General features: G+C 64.9%; 13 protein-coding genes. 9 read left to right on the plus strand and 4 right to left on the minus strand.

From position 1 onward, the window contains the following. The first annotated feature begins 67 nt into the window (after nucleotides 1–67). The 7 genes from OPU69_RS08305 to OPU69_RS08335 all read left to right on the plus strand — a co-directional run bounded on the left by OPU69_RS08305 (nucleotide 68) and on the right by OPU69_RS08335 (nucleotide 8,465). Complete coding sequence (locus OPU69_RS08305; RefSeq protein WP_498510323.1) at nucleotides 68–1,192, plus strand: cupin domain-containing protein; 1,125 nt, start codon at nucleotides 68–70, stop codon at nucleotides 1,190–1,192. Nucleotides 1,193–1,234: 42 nt separating this feature from the next. After that, a complete protein-coding gene (locus OPU69_RS08310; RefSeq protein ID WP_498510325.1) occupies nucleotides 1,235–2,146 on the plus strand; it encodes a fumarylacetoacetate hydrolase family protein in 912 nt (303 codons plus the stop codon). Continuing rightward, nucleotides 2,146–4,437 carry a bifunctional salicylyl-CoA 5-hydroxylase/oxidoreductase gene (locus OPU69_RS08315; RefSeq protein ID WP_498510327.1) on the plus strand — a complete coding sequence of 764 codons (2,292 nt, stop codon included), beginning with the start codon at nucleotides 2,146–2,148 and terminating at the stop codon, nucleotides 4,435–4,437. Before OPU69_RS08310 ends, OPU69_RS08315 begins: the two co-directional genes overlap by 1 nt. Further along, a complete protein-coding gene (locus OPU69_RS08320) occupies nucleotides 4,437–4,937 on the plus strand; it encodes a MarR family winged helix-turn-helix transcriptional regulator (protein ID WP_060977201.1) in 501 nt (166 codons plus the stop codon). Before OPU69_RS08315 ends, OPU69_RS08320 begins: the two co-directional genes overlap by 1 nt. Then, the gene (locus OPU69_RS08325) at nucleotides 4,937–5,344 is read left to right on the plus strand and encodes an acyl-CoA thioesterase (protein ID WP_060977200.1); all 408 of its coding nucleotides are present in this window, start codon (nucleotides 4,937–4,939) and stop codon (nucleotides 5,342–5,344) included. The genes OPU69_RS08320 and OPU69_RS08325 overlap by 1 nt, the downstream gene beginning before the upstream one ends. 28 nt (nucleotides 5,345–5,372) lie before the next feature. Further along, nucleotides 5,373–5,741, plus strand: a complete 369-nt coding sequence (locus OPU69_RS08330) for a GFA family protein (protein ID WP_353611418.1) — start codon at nucleotides 5,373–5,375, stop codon at nucleotides 5,739–5,741. Nucleotides 5,742–6,113: 372 nt separating this feature from the next. Further along, nucleotides 6,114–8,465: a putative bifunctional diguanylate cyclase/phosphodiesterase gene (locus OPU69_RS08335; protein ID WP_498510330.1), complete on the plus strand. Its 2,352-nt coding sequence runs from the start codon at nucleotides 6,114–6,116 to the stop codon at nucleotides 8,463–8,465. Here OPU69_RS08335 and purQ read toward each other — a convergent pair whose 3' ends face one another. Both purQ and purS read right to left on the minus strand, forming a co-directional pair. Then, on the minus strand, nucleotides 8,466–9,140 hold the full coding sequence (gene purQ, locus OPU69_RS08340; protein WP_060977198.1) for a phosphoribosylformylglycinamidine synthase subunit PurQ: 675 nt from the start codon (nucleotides 9,138–9,140) through the stop codon (nucleotides 8,466–8,468). Continuing rightward, nucleotides 9,137–9,370 carry a phosphoribosylformylglycinamidine synthase subunit PurS gene (gene purS, locus OPU69_RS08345; RefSeq protein WP_110299146.1) on the minus strand — a complete coding sequence of 78 codons (234 nt, stop codon included), beginning with the start codon at nucleotides 9,368–9,370 and terminating at the stop codon, nucleotides 9,137–9,139. The genes purQ and purS overlap by 4 nt, the downstream gene beginning before the upstream one ends. A 176-nt stretch (nucleotides 9,371–9,546) precedes the next feature. Between purS and OPU69_RS08350 the strand changes: the two genes are divergently transcribed. Next, nucleotides 9,547–9,696: a hypothetical protein gene (locus OPU69_RS08350; protein WP_023836388.1), complete on the plus strand. Its 150-nt coding sequence runs from the start codon at nucleotides 9,547–9,549 to the stop codon at nucleotides 9,694–9,696. Between the two features lies 1 nt (nucleotide 9,697). On the opposite strand, the gene OPU69_RS08355 is transcribed toward OPU69_RS08350, so the two are convergent. Both OPU69_RS08355 and purC read right to left on the minus strand, forming a co-directional pair. After that, nucleotides 9,698–12,673, minus strand: a complete 2,976-nt coding sequence (locus OPU69_RS08355) for a M16 family metallopeptidase (protein WP_498510333.1) — start codon at nucleotides 12,671–12,673, stop codon at nucleotides 9,698–9,700. Between the two features lie 130 nt (nucleotides 12,674–12,803). Continuing rightward, complete coding sequence (purC, locus tag OPU69_RS08360) at nucleotides 12,804–13,583, minus strand: phosphoribosylaminoimidazolesuccinocarboxamide synthase (protein ID WP_060977195.1); 780 nt, start codon at nucleotides 13,581–13,583, stop codon at nucleotides 12,804–12,806. Nucleotides 13,584–13,780: 197 nt separating this feature from the next. Here purC and OPU69_RS08365 point away from each other — a divergent pair, with 197 nt between their 5' ends. Further along, entirely contained in the window at nucleotides 13,781–14,542 is a 762-nt protein-coding gene (locus tag OPU69_RS08365) for a crotonase/enoyl-CoA hydratase family protein (protein ID WP_498510336.1), read from the plus strand. Nucleotides 14,543–14,580 lie beyond the last annotated feature (38 nt).

Raw genomic sequence — 14,580 nt, forward strand, 5'->3', positions numbered from 1 at the left:
GCTCTGACAGTTGACGTTTCAAGCTTAAAGTTTTAACCTTCAAATATCTCGAGCGGAGGAATCGGCAATGGCATCGACCTATGACCAGTATCGCGAGGATGTGGCGGGCAGGGCCAATGTCACCGATACGCCGGAGCTGGTTCGCTATTATCGCGAACTCGAGGAGCTGGGAACCGGCGCGCTGTGGACCGTCGCGAACAAGATCGAGCCTTGGGAGCCCGCCTCGCCCTCGGTCCCGATCATCTGGCGCTACAACGACCTTCGCGACCGGGTGATGCGCGCGCTCGAACTGGTGACGCCGGAACAAGCCGGGCGGCGCGTGGTCTATCTCGCCAATCCGGCGCGGCAGGATGTCGTGGCCGCGGTGGGGTGGCTCTATTCGGGGCTGCAGGTGATGGCGCCGGGCGAATGCGCCTCCAGCCACCGCCACTCGGCCTCGGCGCTGCGCTTCATCATGGAGGGCGAGGGCGCGTTCACCAATGTCGACGGGCACAAGATGACGCTAGGCCGCAACGATTTCGTGCTGACGCCCAACGGCACATGGCACGAGCATGGTGTTGCAGAGGGTGGAACGCCATGCATCTGGCAGGACGGGCTCGACATTCCGCTGATGAACGCGCTCGACGCCAATTTCTACGAGGTGCATCCGGACCTCAACCAGGCCGTGACCTATCCGGTCGACGATTCGACCGCGACCTGGGCCGGCGCGGGGCTGCGCCCGGCAGGTCAGGACTGGTCAAAGCGCTATTCGCCGCTGTTCAAATACGAATGGGAACCGACCTATGAAGCGCTCCAGCGCTATGCCAGGGTCACCGATGGCAGCCCGTATGACGGCGTGCACATGGATTACATGAACCCGCTGACCGGCGGCGCGGTGATGTCCACCATCGGCGCGTCGATCCAGATGCTGCGTCCCGGCGAGCGCACCCGCGCGCATCGCGAGGTGGGCAATTTCGTCTATCAGTGTGCCAAGGGTTCGGGCCATTCGATCATCAACGGCCAGCGTTTCGACTGGCAGGAACGCGACATCTTCGTGGTGCCCAGCTGGATGTTCCACGAACATTGCAACGCCTCGGACAGCGAGGATGCGTGCCTGTTCTCGTTCCACGATCTGCCGGTGATGCGTGCACTCGGTCTCTACCGGCAGGAAGCGCTGGCCGAAAATGGCGGCCACCAGCCGATTGCCAGCTGACATTTCCTCTCCTTTTCTCCCCCTGTTCGAAGGATTTCATTCATGCGTCTTGTGACCTTTCGCGCCGATGTCGAAGCGCCTGCCCGGCTGGGTGCGGTCGTCGATCGGCTGGTGGTCGATCTGCGGCTGCTCGGCGAAGCGACCGGTGTGCCGCTGCCTTCCTCCATGCTCGAGTTCATCGATCTGGGGCCGGAGGCCGTTCGCATCGCCAGCGCGCTGCTGGAGGAGCTGGACGGCGACTTTCCTCTTGGCACCGCGATTCCGCTTGCCAATGTGAAGCTGCTCGCGCCGATCCCGCGGCCGCGCAAGAATGTCTTCGGCATCGGTCTCAACTATATCGACCATGTCGCCGAGTCCGCCGCCGCCTTGGACACCTCGCCCGATCTGCCGCGCCAGCCGGTGATCTTTTCCAAGCCGCCGACAAGCGTTGTCGGCCCCGGCGACCCGATCCCGCATGATGCCAATGTCACGCAGCAGCTCGACTGGGAGGTCGAGCTGGCAGCGATCATCGGCACGCGCGCCAAGCGCGTCGCGCGCGAGGATGCTCTGGCCTATGTGTTCGGCTATACGGTGCTGATCGATTTCAGCGCGCGCGATTGCCGCCGCGCCGGTCAGTGGATCTATTCCAAGGGTCAGGATGGCTATGCGCCGATGGGTCCGGTGATCGTCACCGCCGACGAGATCCCCGATCCGCAGACGCTGGACCTGTGGCTGACCGTCAACGGCGTCGAGAAGCAGCGGTCGAACACCGCCAAGATGCTGTTCAAGGTCGATGAACTGATCGCCGATATCTCGGTCGGCATCACGCTGGAGCCGGGCGATATCATCGCCACCGGCACGCCCGAAGGCGTCGGCGCGGGCCGCACGCCGCAGGAATTCCTCTGGCCCGGCGACGTCATCGAATGCGCGGTCGAGGGTATCGGCCGCCTGCGGCACAATGTGGTGGCGGCATAATGGCGATGCGCATCGCGTGCCTGGGCGGCGGACCGGCGGGGCTGTATTTCGCGATCTCGATGAAGCTGCGCGATCCTGCGCACGACATCACCGTGTTCGAGCGCAACAAGGCGGGCGACACGTTCGGCTGGGGCGTGGTCTTTTCCGACCAGACGCTGGGCAATCTGCGCGCCAACGATCCGGTGAGTGCCGCGACGATCGCGGACAGCTTTGCACACTGGGACGATGTCGATGTGGTGATCGGCGACGAGCGCATCCGCTCCGGGGGGCATGGCTTTATCGGCATCGGGCGCAAGCGGTTGCTGGTGATCCTGCAGGAGCGGGCGCGCGAGCTCGGCGTCAATCTGATGTTCGAGACCGAATTCTCGCCCGAGATCGAGGCCTGGACCGGCTATGACCTGATCGTCGCGGCCGATGGCATCAACAGCCGCGTGCGCGATCTGTACGCCGACCGGTTCGATGTCGACATCCAGGTGCGTGCCAACAAGTTCATCTGGCTGGGCACCACGCGGCTGTTCGACGCGTTCGAATTCATCTTCGAGAAGACCGAGGCCGGCTGGGTCTGGGCGCATGCCTATCGCTTCGATGATACGCACTCGACCTTCATCGTCGAATGTTCGGAAAGCACCTGGGCGGGGCTCGGCTTCGACAGGATGGAGCCGGACGAGGCGCGCGCGGCCTGCGAAAAGCTCTTTGCGCGGCATCTGAAGGGCCATCCGCTGATCAGCAACGCCACGCATCTGCGCGGCTCGGCGGCCTGGATCAATTTTCGCCGGGTGCTGTGCCATCGCTGGTCGTTCGACAATATCGTGCTGCTCGGCGATGCCGCACATACCGCGCATTTCTCGATCGGATCGGGTACCAAGCTCGCGCTCGAGGATGCGATCAAGCTCGCCGCAGTGCTCGATCGCGCCGGGCTCGATCAGCGCGCGGCGCTGGCCGAGGCGCTGGGTGAATATGAGCAGGAACGCCGCATCGAGGTGCTCAAGATCCAGAATGCGGCGCGCAATTCGACCGAATGGTTCGAGACGCTCGACCGCTATATCGATTTCCCGCCCATCCAGTTCGGCTATTCGCTGATGACCCGCTCGCAGAGGGTGAGCCATGCGAACCTGGCGTTGCGCGATACGCAATGGTTGGCCGAGGTCGAAAGCTGGTTTGCAAGCCAGGCAGGCGGCGACACCCAGGCACCGCCGATGTTCACGCCCTTCCGGCTGCGTGGTCTGACGCTGGCCAACCGCGTCGTCGTCGCACCGGTGCTGACCTATCAGGCCGACGATCAGGGGCGGGTCGGCGCCTTCCACCTGGTGCATTATGGCGCGCGCGCGCTGGGCGGTGCAGGGCTGGTGATGACCGAAATGTGCGCGGTCGCTCCCGAAGGTCGCATCACGCCGGCGTGTCCGGGCCTGTGGACCGACGAACAGGCCGATGGCTGGTCGTCGATCGTCGACTTCGCGCACGCGGCGGGCAGCGCGATCGGCGTGCAGATCGGCCATGCCGGCGCGCGCGGTGCGGTATCGGTGCCGTCGCAGGGCGAGAAGCCTCTGGGCGATGCTGGCTGGCCGCTGGTCGCCGCGAGCGCCGAACCCTGGGCGGAAGGATATGCGACGCCTGCCGCGCTCGACGCTGCGGGCATGGATGCGATCCGCGCCGCCTTTGTCGATGCAGCCCGGCGCGCCGACCGCGCCGGGTTCGATCTGGTCGAGATCCAGGCAGGCCATGGCTATCTGCTGTCCGGCTTCATCAGCCCGCTCACCAATCATCGCGACGATGCTTTTGGTGGTGATCTGGCAGCGCGGCTGGTGTTCCCGCTCTCGGTGGTCGAGGCGGTTCGCGCGGTCTGGCCGCAGGACAAGCCGCTTTCGGTCCGCATTTCGGCGCACGACTGGGTGCCAGGCGGAATCACCGGCGCGGACGCGGTCGAGATCGCACGCGCGTTCATGGCCGCCGGTGCCGATATCATCGACGTGTCCTCGGGTGAGACCTCGCCGGCGGCGCGCCCGGTCTATGGCCGCATGTACCAGGCGCCGCTGTCCGATCAGGTGCGCAACGAGGCGGGATGCCCGACGATCACCGCCGGCAACATCACCGATGCCGACCAGATCAACTCGATCCTGGTGGCAGGCCGCGCCGATCTGGTCGCGCTGGGTCGCCCGCATCTGGCCGACCCCGCCTGGACGCTGCACGCGGCGGCAGCGGCAGGCTATAAGGGGCTGCGCGCGCACGATGCCTATCGGCTGGGGCAGGAACAGTTGCTCCGCAACAGCCGCGCGGTTACGGTGCAGGCCTGATGGCAACGGCATTCCAGGCAGGGCAGGAGGAGGACGTGCACAGCGCATCCGAAGCCCAGCCCAATCCCAATCTGCGCCTCTGGCTGCGGCTGCTCAGCTGCACCACCATCGCCGAAAAGCGGCTGCGGCGACGTCTGGCCGATCAGTTCGACACCACGCTGCCGCGCTTCGATGTGCTCGCCGCGCTGGAGCGCGAGCCGGGCGGGCTGGCGATGAGCGAGCTGTCGCAGCGGCTGCTGGTCTCGAACGGCAATGTCACCGCTGTCGTCCAGCAACTGGCCAGGCTGGGCCATGTATCGGTGAGCAAGCCCGAGCACGACCGGCGCAGCTCGATCGTCACCATGACCGACGAGGGGCGCGCGCATTTCGCCACCGTCGCCCGCGAGCATCACGGCTGGGTCGAAGAGATGTTCGCCGGGATCGGCGCAGATGATCGCAACCAGCTCTACAGACTGCTCGCCGTGCTGCGCGGCTCGCTCGACCAGTCGGAGGAACGCTGATGCAGGTGCTGCAACTGCCGGTGCGCTTCGCCCATGTCGACGCAGCGGGCATCGTCTTCTATCCGCGCTATTTCGAGATGCTCAACGCCGCAGTCGAGCAATATTTCGCCGATATCGTCGGGGTCGATTTCAAGACCATGCATCTCGACCGGCAGATCGGTGTGCCCACCGTGCATCTGGAGGCGGACTTTGCCGCACCCAGCCGGCTGGGCGACCTGCTGTCGATCGATCTGGCGGTAGAAAAGGTCGGGCGATCCTCCTGCGCGGTACGCTATGTCGTGCGCTGCGGCGAGGAGACGCGGTTGCGGGCCTCGGCCACTCTGGTATGCATGGACCTTGTGAAGGCCAGCGCGATTGCCTGGCCAGACGATATCAGGGCGCGGATGCTTGTCGAACCGGTCGATTGAATGCGAGAAGCACGGGCCTCCTGTCACGGTGCAGGGGGGCTGTCATTGCGGTGCCGTTCGCTTCGAGGCGGATGTGGAGGCGCATGTAAGGCTGCTCGCATGCAACTGCTCGATGTGCGCCAAGACAGGCTTTCTGCACATGATCGTTCCGCACGACCATTTTCGGCTGATTTCTGGCAAGGACCAGCTGACCAGCTATCGTTTCGGCACCGGCGCTGCCGAGCACCTCTTCTGCCGGACCTGCGGAATCCGCAGCTTCTACCAGCCTCGGTCGCACCCCGACAGCTGGTCGGTCGATTATCGCTGCCTTGACGACGGGCACGGCGTCCAGGCGCAAACCGAAGCGTTCGACGGACGCAATTGGGAGGCAGCGCGCGCTGCTCTGGCGGACGATTGAATTGCGTTTTGTGCAAGTGCATCCGAATCAATTGCACTTGTAGGACAGCACTTATGACCTAAATAGCGTGTCAGAGAGCAGGATGTCTGCGCGGCCAATTCCATAGTTTGTCAGGAGTTCGTCATGCGTATTGCATTCAATCTGGCCGCTGCCTTCGTGAGCAGCGCCGTCATCATGCTGGCCGTCATCTGATCTGAGACGCGGCCGCACGAGTGCGGCAGCAGGCCAGTTCGCCAAGGCCTGCAACCTGCGGATCAACGCCGGTTGCAGGCAAGGTGCCCCGATCATATCCTTCAAATACCCGCACGCCCCGGTAGCGAAACCGGCTCTACCAGTTACCGTTCGCTAACTTTGTTTCGCTATGTCGCCCGGGTGAGCAAGCCCCCCGCCAAACCCTCGACTGCGCGCGACCTGCCGGTCATGGCCCTTCTCGGCCTGTGCGACCCTCCCGAGGGCGACTGGGATCATTTCCGCGCGATCCAATATACCGGACTGGCCCGCTATGCCATCTTGCGCGTGGTAACCAATCTGGTGCTTGGCCTGATGGTGTGCCAGCTGTTCAGCGGTTTCGTGCCGCTCTGGCAGCTGGCCGGATGGATGGGCATGCTGGGTGCCTCGCTCTACTTCCCCACCGTGCTGTACCGCCATAGCGGGATGGTCAATCACGATCATGTCGCCCGCCGTTTCGTGCTTCAGCTGGTCGCTGCGACGAGCCTGATCGCCTTTGTCTGGTGCGTCCCCATCCTGGTATTCGCGCCGATGGCGACCCAGATGGAACTCGCCGCGGTCTGGACAATCCTGGCCGCGCTGGTGGTCGGCGGCACGCTGCTGCTCAACGCGCTGCCGCTCGGCGCTTTCGTGTTCAACCTGGTGCTGATGGCTGCATCGGTGATCGCCTTCTGGCAGGGCGAGAATATCGTCACGGTCGGGGCGATCGTCTGCTTCTCGATCCTGCTCGCACTGTCGGGCTTCGAGAATGCGCGCGCCTATCTGATGTTCAAATTCTCCGAGCAGGGCCTTGCCGAAAAGGACGAGGTGGTCAGCCTGTTGCTGCGCGAGTTCGAGGAAGGCGATGCCGACTGGCTGTGGCAGATCGACGCCGCCCGCCGCATCGTCGCCGCGAGCCCGCGCTTTGCCTTTGCCGCCGGCCGCGAGGCGAGCGAGATCGAGGGCATGCCGCTGACCCAGCTGATCGCCGGCAAGCATTGGGAGAGCGGCAACCTGGCCCCCAGCCTGCACATCCTGTCGGACAAGCTCACCAAACGCGAAAGCTTCTCGAACCTCGTCGTCAAGGTGCATGGCGAGGAAAAGACCTATTGGTGGGAGCTGTCGGCCTCGCCGCGCTATGACGACAATGGCACGTTCATGGGTTTCCGCGGGGTCGGCTCGGACGTCACCGAAAGCCGCGAAAGCGCCGAGAAGATCGCGCGCCTGGCCCGGTTCGACACGCTGACCGGCCTGCCCAACCGCCTCCAGCTCACCGAGGCGCTCGATCGTGCGCTCAAGGAATGCGAACAGTGGAATTGCCGCTGCGGCTTCCTGATGATCGATCTCGACCGGTTCAAATCGGTCAACGATACGCTCGGCCATCTGGTCGGCGACAGGCTGCTCGCGCAGGTCTCGCTGCGGCTGCGCTCGCTGATGGGCAAGGACGAGCTGTGCGGACGCTTGGGCGGTGACGAGTTCGCCGTCGTCATGCGCGATACCGGCGATGGGCAGCGCATTTCCGATCTGGCGGCGCGCATCATCGATGTGCTGTCGCGCCCCTATGAGGTCGATCAGCACACACTGTTCATTGGTGCGAGCGTTGGCTCTGCCACCGGCACGCGCGATGGCCGCACGGTCGAAACGCTGATGCGCAGCGCCGACCTTGCGCTCTATCGCTCGAAGGACGAGGGCGGCGGTCGGCACAATGTGTACGAGCCGAAGCTGCACAGCCATGCCGAGGAACGCCGCGTCATGGAAATCGCGCTGCGTAAGGCGCTGGAAAAGGACGAGTTCTCGCTTGCCTATCAACCGGTGGTCGATGCCGGCAGCGAGTCGCTGGTCGCGTTCGAGGCGCTGATCCGCTGGTCCAACCCCGAATTCGGTCAGGTGTCACCCGCGCGCTTCATCCCGCTGGCCGAAGATGCGCGGCTTGTCGTGCCGATCGGCAACTGGGTGCTGCACCGCGCCTGTCGCGAGGCGGTGACCTGGCCGGCCAATGTCCGCGTCGCGGTCAACGTCTCGGCCGAACAGTTATACGAACCCGATTTTGTCGAGACAGTGGTCGAGGCGTTGTCGGAGACCGGCCTGCCGCCCCAGCGGCTGGAGCTCGAGGTGACCGAGAGCGTGTTCCTGCGCGAGGGGTCGCGCGCGGGCGAGACGCTGGACCAGATCCTTGCGCTGGGCGTGGGCCTGTCGCTCGACGATTTCGGCACCGGCTATTCGGCGCTGGGCTATCTCAGCAAGACCCGCTTCACCACGATCAAGGTCGATCGCAGCTTTGTCCAGGGCGCGGCGAGGGGCGCGCAGGAAAGCATCGCGATCATCCGCGCAGTGGTGGCGATGGCGGAAAGCCTGGGCATGTCGACCACGGCGGAAGGCGCGGAAACCGAACACGAGGTGCAGGTCATCCGCGAACTCGGCTGCAAGAAGATCCAGGGCTATTTCTACGGTCGCCCGATGACAGCCACCGACGTGCAGAGCCTGTTCGGCGACCAGCAGAGAGCGCTGTACGGCTGATCAGGCGCGTTCGAGCACCGCGCGGGCGAGGCCTTCGAACAGCCGCGCGCCATCGGTATTGCCGTGCTGCGCTTCGACCACGCGCTCGGGGTGCGGCATCATCCCGAGCACATTGCCCTTGGCGTTGAGCACCCCGGCGATGTCGCGCGCCGATCCGTTGACCGGTTCGGCATAACGGAACGCCACCTGGCCTTCGCCCTCGATCCGGTCGAGCGTCGCCTCGTCGGCAAAATAATTGCCGTCATGGTGCGCGACCGGGATGCGGATCGTTTCGCCAGCTTCGTAAAGGCTGGTGAAGCGGCTGGACGTGTTCTCGACCGTCAGGCCCACCGTGCGGCAGACGAAGCGGATGCCGGCATTGCGCATCAGCGCGCCGGGCAGCAGCCCGGCCTCGGTCAGGATCTGGAAGCCGTTGCAGATGCCGAGCACCGCGACGCCGCGCTCTGCCGCCTCGACCACCGCGCCGATCACCGGCGAGCGTGCCGCCATCGCGCCCGAGCGCAGATAATCGCCATAGGAAAAGCCGCCTGGCACGCCAATCAGGTCGAGCCCTTCCGGCAGCGACTGCTCGCCATGCCACAGGCGGATCGGCGCGTGACCTGTCACCCGCTCGATCGCGACGGCGAGATCGCGGTCGCAGTTCGATCCGGGGAAGGTGATGACCGCCGACTTCATGCGACCTTCTCGACCCGATAGTTCTCGATCACCATATTGGCGAGCAGCTTGCGGCACATCGCATCGATGTCCTCGTCGCTGGTGCCGTCGGCCAGGGTCAGCTCGATCAGCCGACCAGCGCGGACATCCTCGACACCGCCAAAGCCCAGGCCTTCGAGCGCGTGATGAATGGCGCGGCCCTGGGGATCGAGCACGCCGTCTTTCAGGGTCACATGGATGCGGGCCTTCATCGGCGTCCTCCTGGCTGGGTTTCTGGCCTGCCCTATAGCGTGCGGCGGCAAAGGGGCAAGGGGGAGCATCGCGGCAGACATGGTTCGCGCGACGCGGTGCCTGTGTTAACCCATCCTAACAAAGCCCTGTCAATCGCTACGGCATAGCCTTTGTTCAGCAAATAGGCGGGGGAACCATGGCAGGTCTGGCTCTGGCGATGTTCATCGGACTGTTCGGCTTCGGCCACGAGCTGCTGGGCTGGAGCGACCCGGGCGGGCGCATTCAGCTGGCGCTGTTCATGTCGTTCATCTTCGGCATCATCAGCGGATACCGCACGCGCAGCTGAATCATTGCGGCGCGGCGTTGGCGGCGACGGGCGACTGGCGCGCCGCCAGCGCTGTTCCCGTCCCTGCGCCCTCATAGAGCGACTGGACCAGCAGCGCGCGATCGGGCGACAAATAGGTGCGCGCCATGGCAAGCAGTTCGTCTGCGCTCACCGTACCGAAGGCGGCGCCGCCGCTGCGGAACCGGTCGAGCTTGGCGGGCTTGCTCTGCGCCGAGTCGACGACACCCAGCCAGGCGGTGTTGCTCTTCACGCTGTTGGCGATGTTCTCCAGGATCGGCGTGCGTGCGCGCGCCAGCTCGTCGGCTGCGATCGGCGAGGGTGTCGAAGGCGATCCCGCCAGCGGGGCAGGGGCGGAAAGCTCAGCGGCGATATGGCGCACGGCTTCGGACACCTTCTCGACATCGTCCGAAGCGACATTGGTGCTGATCTGGATATAGCCATAGCCCGGATAGATGGACGAGGTGAACGAGCGCGCCGCGGGCGAATAGCTGGCGCCCAGCTGCTCGCGGATCTGGTCGGTCACCTTGATCTGCAGCAGTTCGGCGAGCAGGCGCAGCCGCACATCCTCGCGATAATCGCGGTCATCCGTGGTCGGCCAGTAGAATTCGACGATCGCCTGGTCGGCCTCGCCCTTGTGATGCAGCACGCGGGGGCTGCGGTTCTGGGTAAACTGCCGGGTGCGGGCCTCGTCATAGTCGCGGAATTCGGCCTCGCGCTCGGGCAGCGCGCCGAAGGTCGCGGCAACCGCCGCAATCGCCTGCTCCTCGTCGAAATCGCCGACCAGGCCGATCTCGATCGCGCCCTTTTCCAGCCGATCGCCGATCGCGGCCTTGAGGTCATCAAAGGTGAGCTTCTCGAACACCGCCTTGTCCGCCAGAGAGAAGCGCGGATCGTTGTCGGACAGGATCGCACCGATCTGGCTGCCGATCGCGCCTTCGGGTGTCGCGTTCAGCCGCGCATAGAAATTGGGCAGATAGCTGCGATACTGGTTGATCGCCTCGCTGCGATAGCCGGGATGGGTGGTGAATGCGGTGAGCACCTGCATCTGCAGCTTGAGGTCATCGGGTGTGGTCGCGAGATAACCGCCGAAATAATCCTCGCCCGACCCGAAATTCAGCGACACCGCACGGCCCGCGAAGATCGAATAGAGATCGTCGAGGCTGTGCGCCTCCAGCCCGCCGCGCACGAAGATGTTCATCAGGCTCGTCGCTTCGGGATTGTCGCGCGAGGCGAGCAGATCGCCGCCGTCGATGCGCAACGAGACCAGCACGCGGTTCTTGTCGAAATCGGTCTTCTTGAGGTTCAGCCGCACGTTGTTAGCAAAGCGGATGGTGCGGATGCCGAGATCCTCTATCGTGCTGTCCGCGACCACGGTGCCCGGATTGCCGAAATCCTGATAGGCAAAGGCCTGCGCATCGCGCGCCTGGGGCCGGGTCACCTTCGTCTTCTGTGCCTGGGCGAAAGCCATGCGCACGCCGTCCGCGCCGCCCGCCGGATCGACCTTGGTGGCCAGGTGGATCAATGGCTTGTCGAGCGTGCCGAAATCCTTGCGCAGCGCCTCGAGCAGCATCTTGGGCGTCAGCGCGTCGCGCAGCGCGGAGAAGCGCTCGAGCTGGCTTTCGGGCGTGGTGACGATCATTCCGTCCTTGGCCATGCCCATGATCTGGTCGGCAAGCTGATCGTTGCTGCGCGTATCCTGCCCGCGCACCGCGTTCTCGTAACCGGTGGTGAAATTGGCGAGCTGTTCGGCGAGTTCTGCCTTGGTGAAGCCATAGCGCAAGGCGGCGCGCAGCTCGCGCTCGGCGGCTTCCAGCCCGCGCTGCCATTCGCCGTCGCGTGTGGCGACGTTAAGCACCGACTGGTTGGCGATTTTGTACACGTCCGAGCGACCGACCGACGCGCCGACGAACGGCGCGTTTTCCTGCCGCGCGATCCGGCCCAGCCTGCGCCCGACGATGTTGTAGGCGAGCGCGCGGGTGAGCTTGGCGCGGCGGGTCGCCTTGCTGTCGGGCTCCTCGACATAAGGCGAGAAGCGCAGCACGGTGGCGACCTCGTCGATCGCGGGATGGGTGAAGATGTTCGCCTTATCGGTGCGGGCGGTATCGATCTTGCCGAGTGGCACATCGGGCGCTTCGCCGTGCTTCGCTTCCCAGTTGCCGAAGCTCGCCAGGATCTTCGCCTCGATCTCGGCAACATCGACATCGCCGACCACGACCAGGGTGCTGCGTCCCGGCGTGTAATACCGCTCGTAGAAATTACGGAAGCGCTCGGCGGGCGCGGTCTCGATGACGGATCGGTCGCCGATCGGCGAGCGCGTGGCGATGCGCGTTCCGGGCACGGTGAAGTCGAACAAAGATTCGCGGTTGCGCTGCGCATAATTGGCGCGCGTGCGCAGTTCGGAGAGGATCACGCCGCGCTCGCGGTCGATTGCAGTCGGATCGAAACGGATTTCGCTCGCGGTCTCGCGCAGCAGATAGAGCGCGGTGTCGACCGTTTCCGCCTTTACATTGGGCAGGTCGAGCAGATAGCCGGTCTGGTCATAGCTGGTGAACGCATTGGTATCCGCGCCGAACTCGAGTCCCAGCCGCTCCAGAATCTTGACCATCTCGCCTTCGGGCACATTGGTGGTGCCGTTGAACGCCATATGCTCGATGAAATGGGCGAGGCCGCGTTCGTCCTCGGCCTCCGCCGTCGATCCGACATCGATCAGCAGCCGCATGACGGCGGTGCCCGGTGGGGTCGCGTTCTTGCGGATGGCATAGCGCAGGCCATTGGGCAGCACGCCCAGCCGCACCGCAGGATCGGGCGTCAGGTCGCTCGCGGCATAGCCCCAGGCGGTGGCGATTGCGGCCTCGTCGCGCGCGGGCGCTGCGGTGACGATTTCAGGTGCGGGCGGCGCGTCGGTCTGCGCGAGAAGCGGGGCGGGTAGCAGCGCGAGTGCGGCAGCGGCCATGCCGGCCAGCGCCGATTTCGCCACGGGTCCTGGGAGCCTTCCGCCTCGATCCATCTCCACCCACTTTTGCTGTTGTGTGGCGGAAATGTTGCACGGGGCCGGACCCCGCGCAAGATGACGGACGCGTCAAGCGCCCACAGACAAAACCGGCGGGTTACTTGCCCTTGCGGCGGCGATGGCTGTCGAGATCGAGCACCTCGTTGTCGCCGCCCTCGTTGAGCAGGCCCAGGCGCCGCGCGACCTCCTGATAGGCCTCGACCTCGCCGCCCAGATCGCGCCGGAACCGGTCCTTGTCGAGCTTCTCGCCGGTTTCCATGTCCCACAGGCGGCAGCCATCGGGGCTGATCTCGTCCGCCAGGATGATGCGCGAGAAATCGCCGTCGAACTGGCGTCCGAATTCCAGCTTGAAGTCGATCAGGCGGATGCCGATCGCGGCGAACATGCCGCACATGAAATCGTTGATGCGGATCGCCATCGACGAGATGTCCTGCATCTCTTCCTGGCTCGCCCAGCCGAAGCACGCGATATGCTCTTCGGCGACCAGCGGATCGCCCAGGCTGTCGTCCTTGTAGCAATATTCGATCAGCGTGTGCGGCAGCGGCTGGCCTTCTTCCAGGCCCAAACGCTTGCAGATCGACCCGGCGGCGACATTGCGCACCACGACCTCGATCGGCACGATCTCGACCTGACGCACCAGCTGCTCGCGCATGTTGAGGCGGCGGATGAAATGCGTGGGGATGCCGATATGCGCAAGCCGCGTGAACACATATTCGCTGATGCGGTTGTTGATCACGCCCTTGCCGTTGATCGTGCCCTTTTTCTGGGCGTTGAACGCGGTGGCATCATCCTTGAAATACTGGATCAGCGTGCCCGGCTCGGGACCCTCATAGAGGATCTTGGCCTTGCCTTCGTAAATCTGGCGGCGGCGGGTCATGGCACGTATCTCCGATAGAAAGCAGGACGCCCCGGTGCGGCAACCGATTGCGCGCAGGGCCGGGGCGTCTCTCAGCGCCCCTATAGCGACTTGGGGGGGCTGGCGCAATTGTGCTGTCCAGGCAGGCATGTTTACTGTCATGAAACCGGACAGGTACAGATTGAAGCACGGGCGGATGGAGCAGGAGCGAAGGGCGCATGAACGTCAAGATCGATCACAAGCAGCAGGTGGCGATCGTCACCATCAACCGGCCCGAAAGGCGCAATGCGGTCGATGGCGCGACCGCGCTGGCGCTGTTCGAGGCGTTCGAGCGGATCGACAAGGATGACAGCGTGCATGTCGCGATCCTGCACGGTGCGGGCGGGCATTTCTGCGCGGGCGCGGACTTGAAGGCGTTGAGCGAAGGCGACAGGCGTCCGGTCACCGATAGCGGTATGGCACCGATGGGACCGACGCGGATGCAGCTGAACAAGCCCGTGATCGCTGCGATCGAAGGCTATGCGGTCGCGGGCGGCATGGAACTGGCCTTGTGGTGCGACATGCGGGTGATGGCGGAAACCGCGCGCACGGGCGTGTTCTGCCGCCGCTTCGGGGTGCCGCTGGTCGATATGGGCACGATCCGCCTGCCGCGCCTGATCGGGCATTCACGCGCGATGGACCTGATGCTCACCGGGCGCGAGGTCGGTGCGGCTGAGGCGCACGAGATGGGCCTCGCCAACCGCGTCGCCCGGCATGGCGGCGCGCTCGAACTTGCAGTCGAACTCGCGACGCAGATCGCGGCGTTTCCGCAGCAATGCTTGCGCAATGACCGGGCTAGTGCGCTGGCGCAATGGTCACTGGACGAGGCCGAGGCTATTGCGCTTGAGGCACGGCTGGGACGCGAGACGATCGCCAGCGGCGAAACCTTGAGCGGTGCGACGAGCTTTGCCGGGGGCAAGGGGCGGCACGGCGCGTTCTGATCGCCCGGCGCAGCGGCGTTCTCGCCACAAATTTTCCC

The sequence above is a fragment of the Blastomonas sp. 34TW genome (assembly GCF_059803595.1).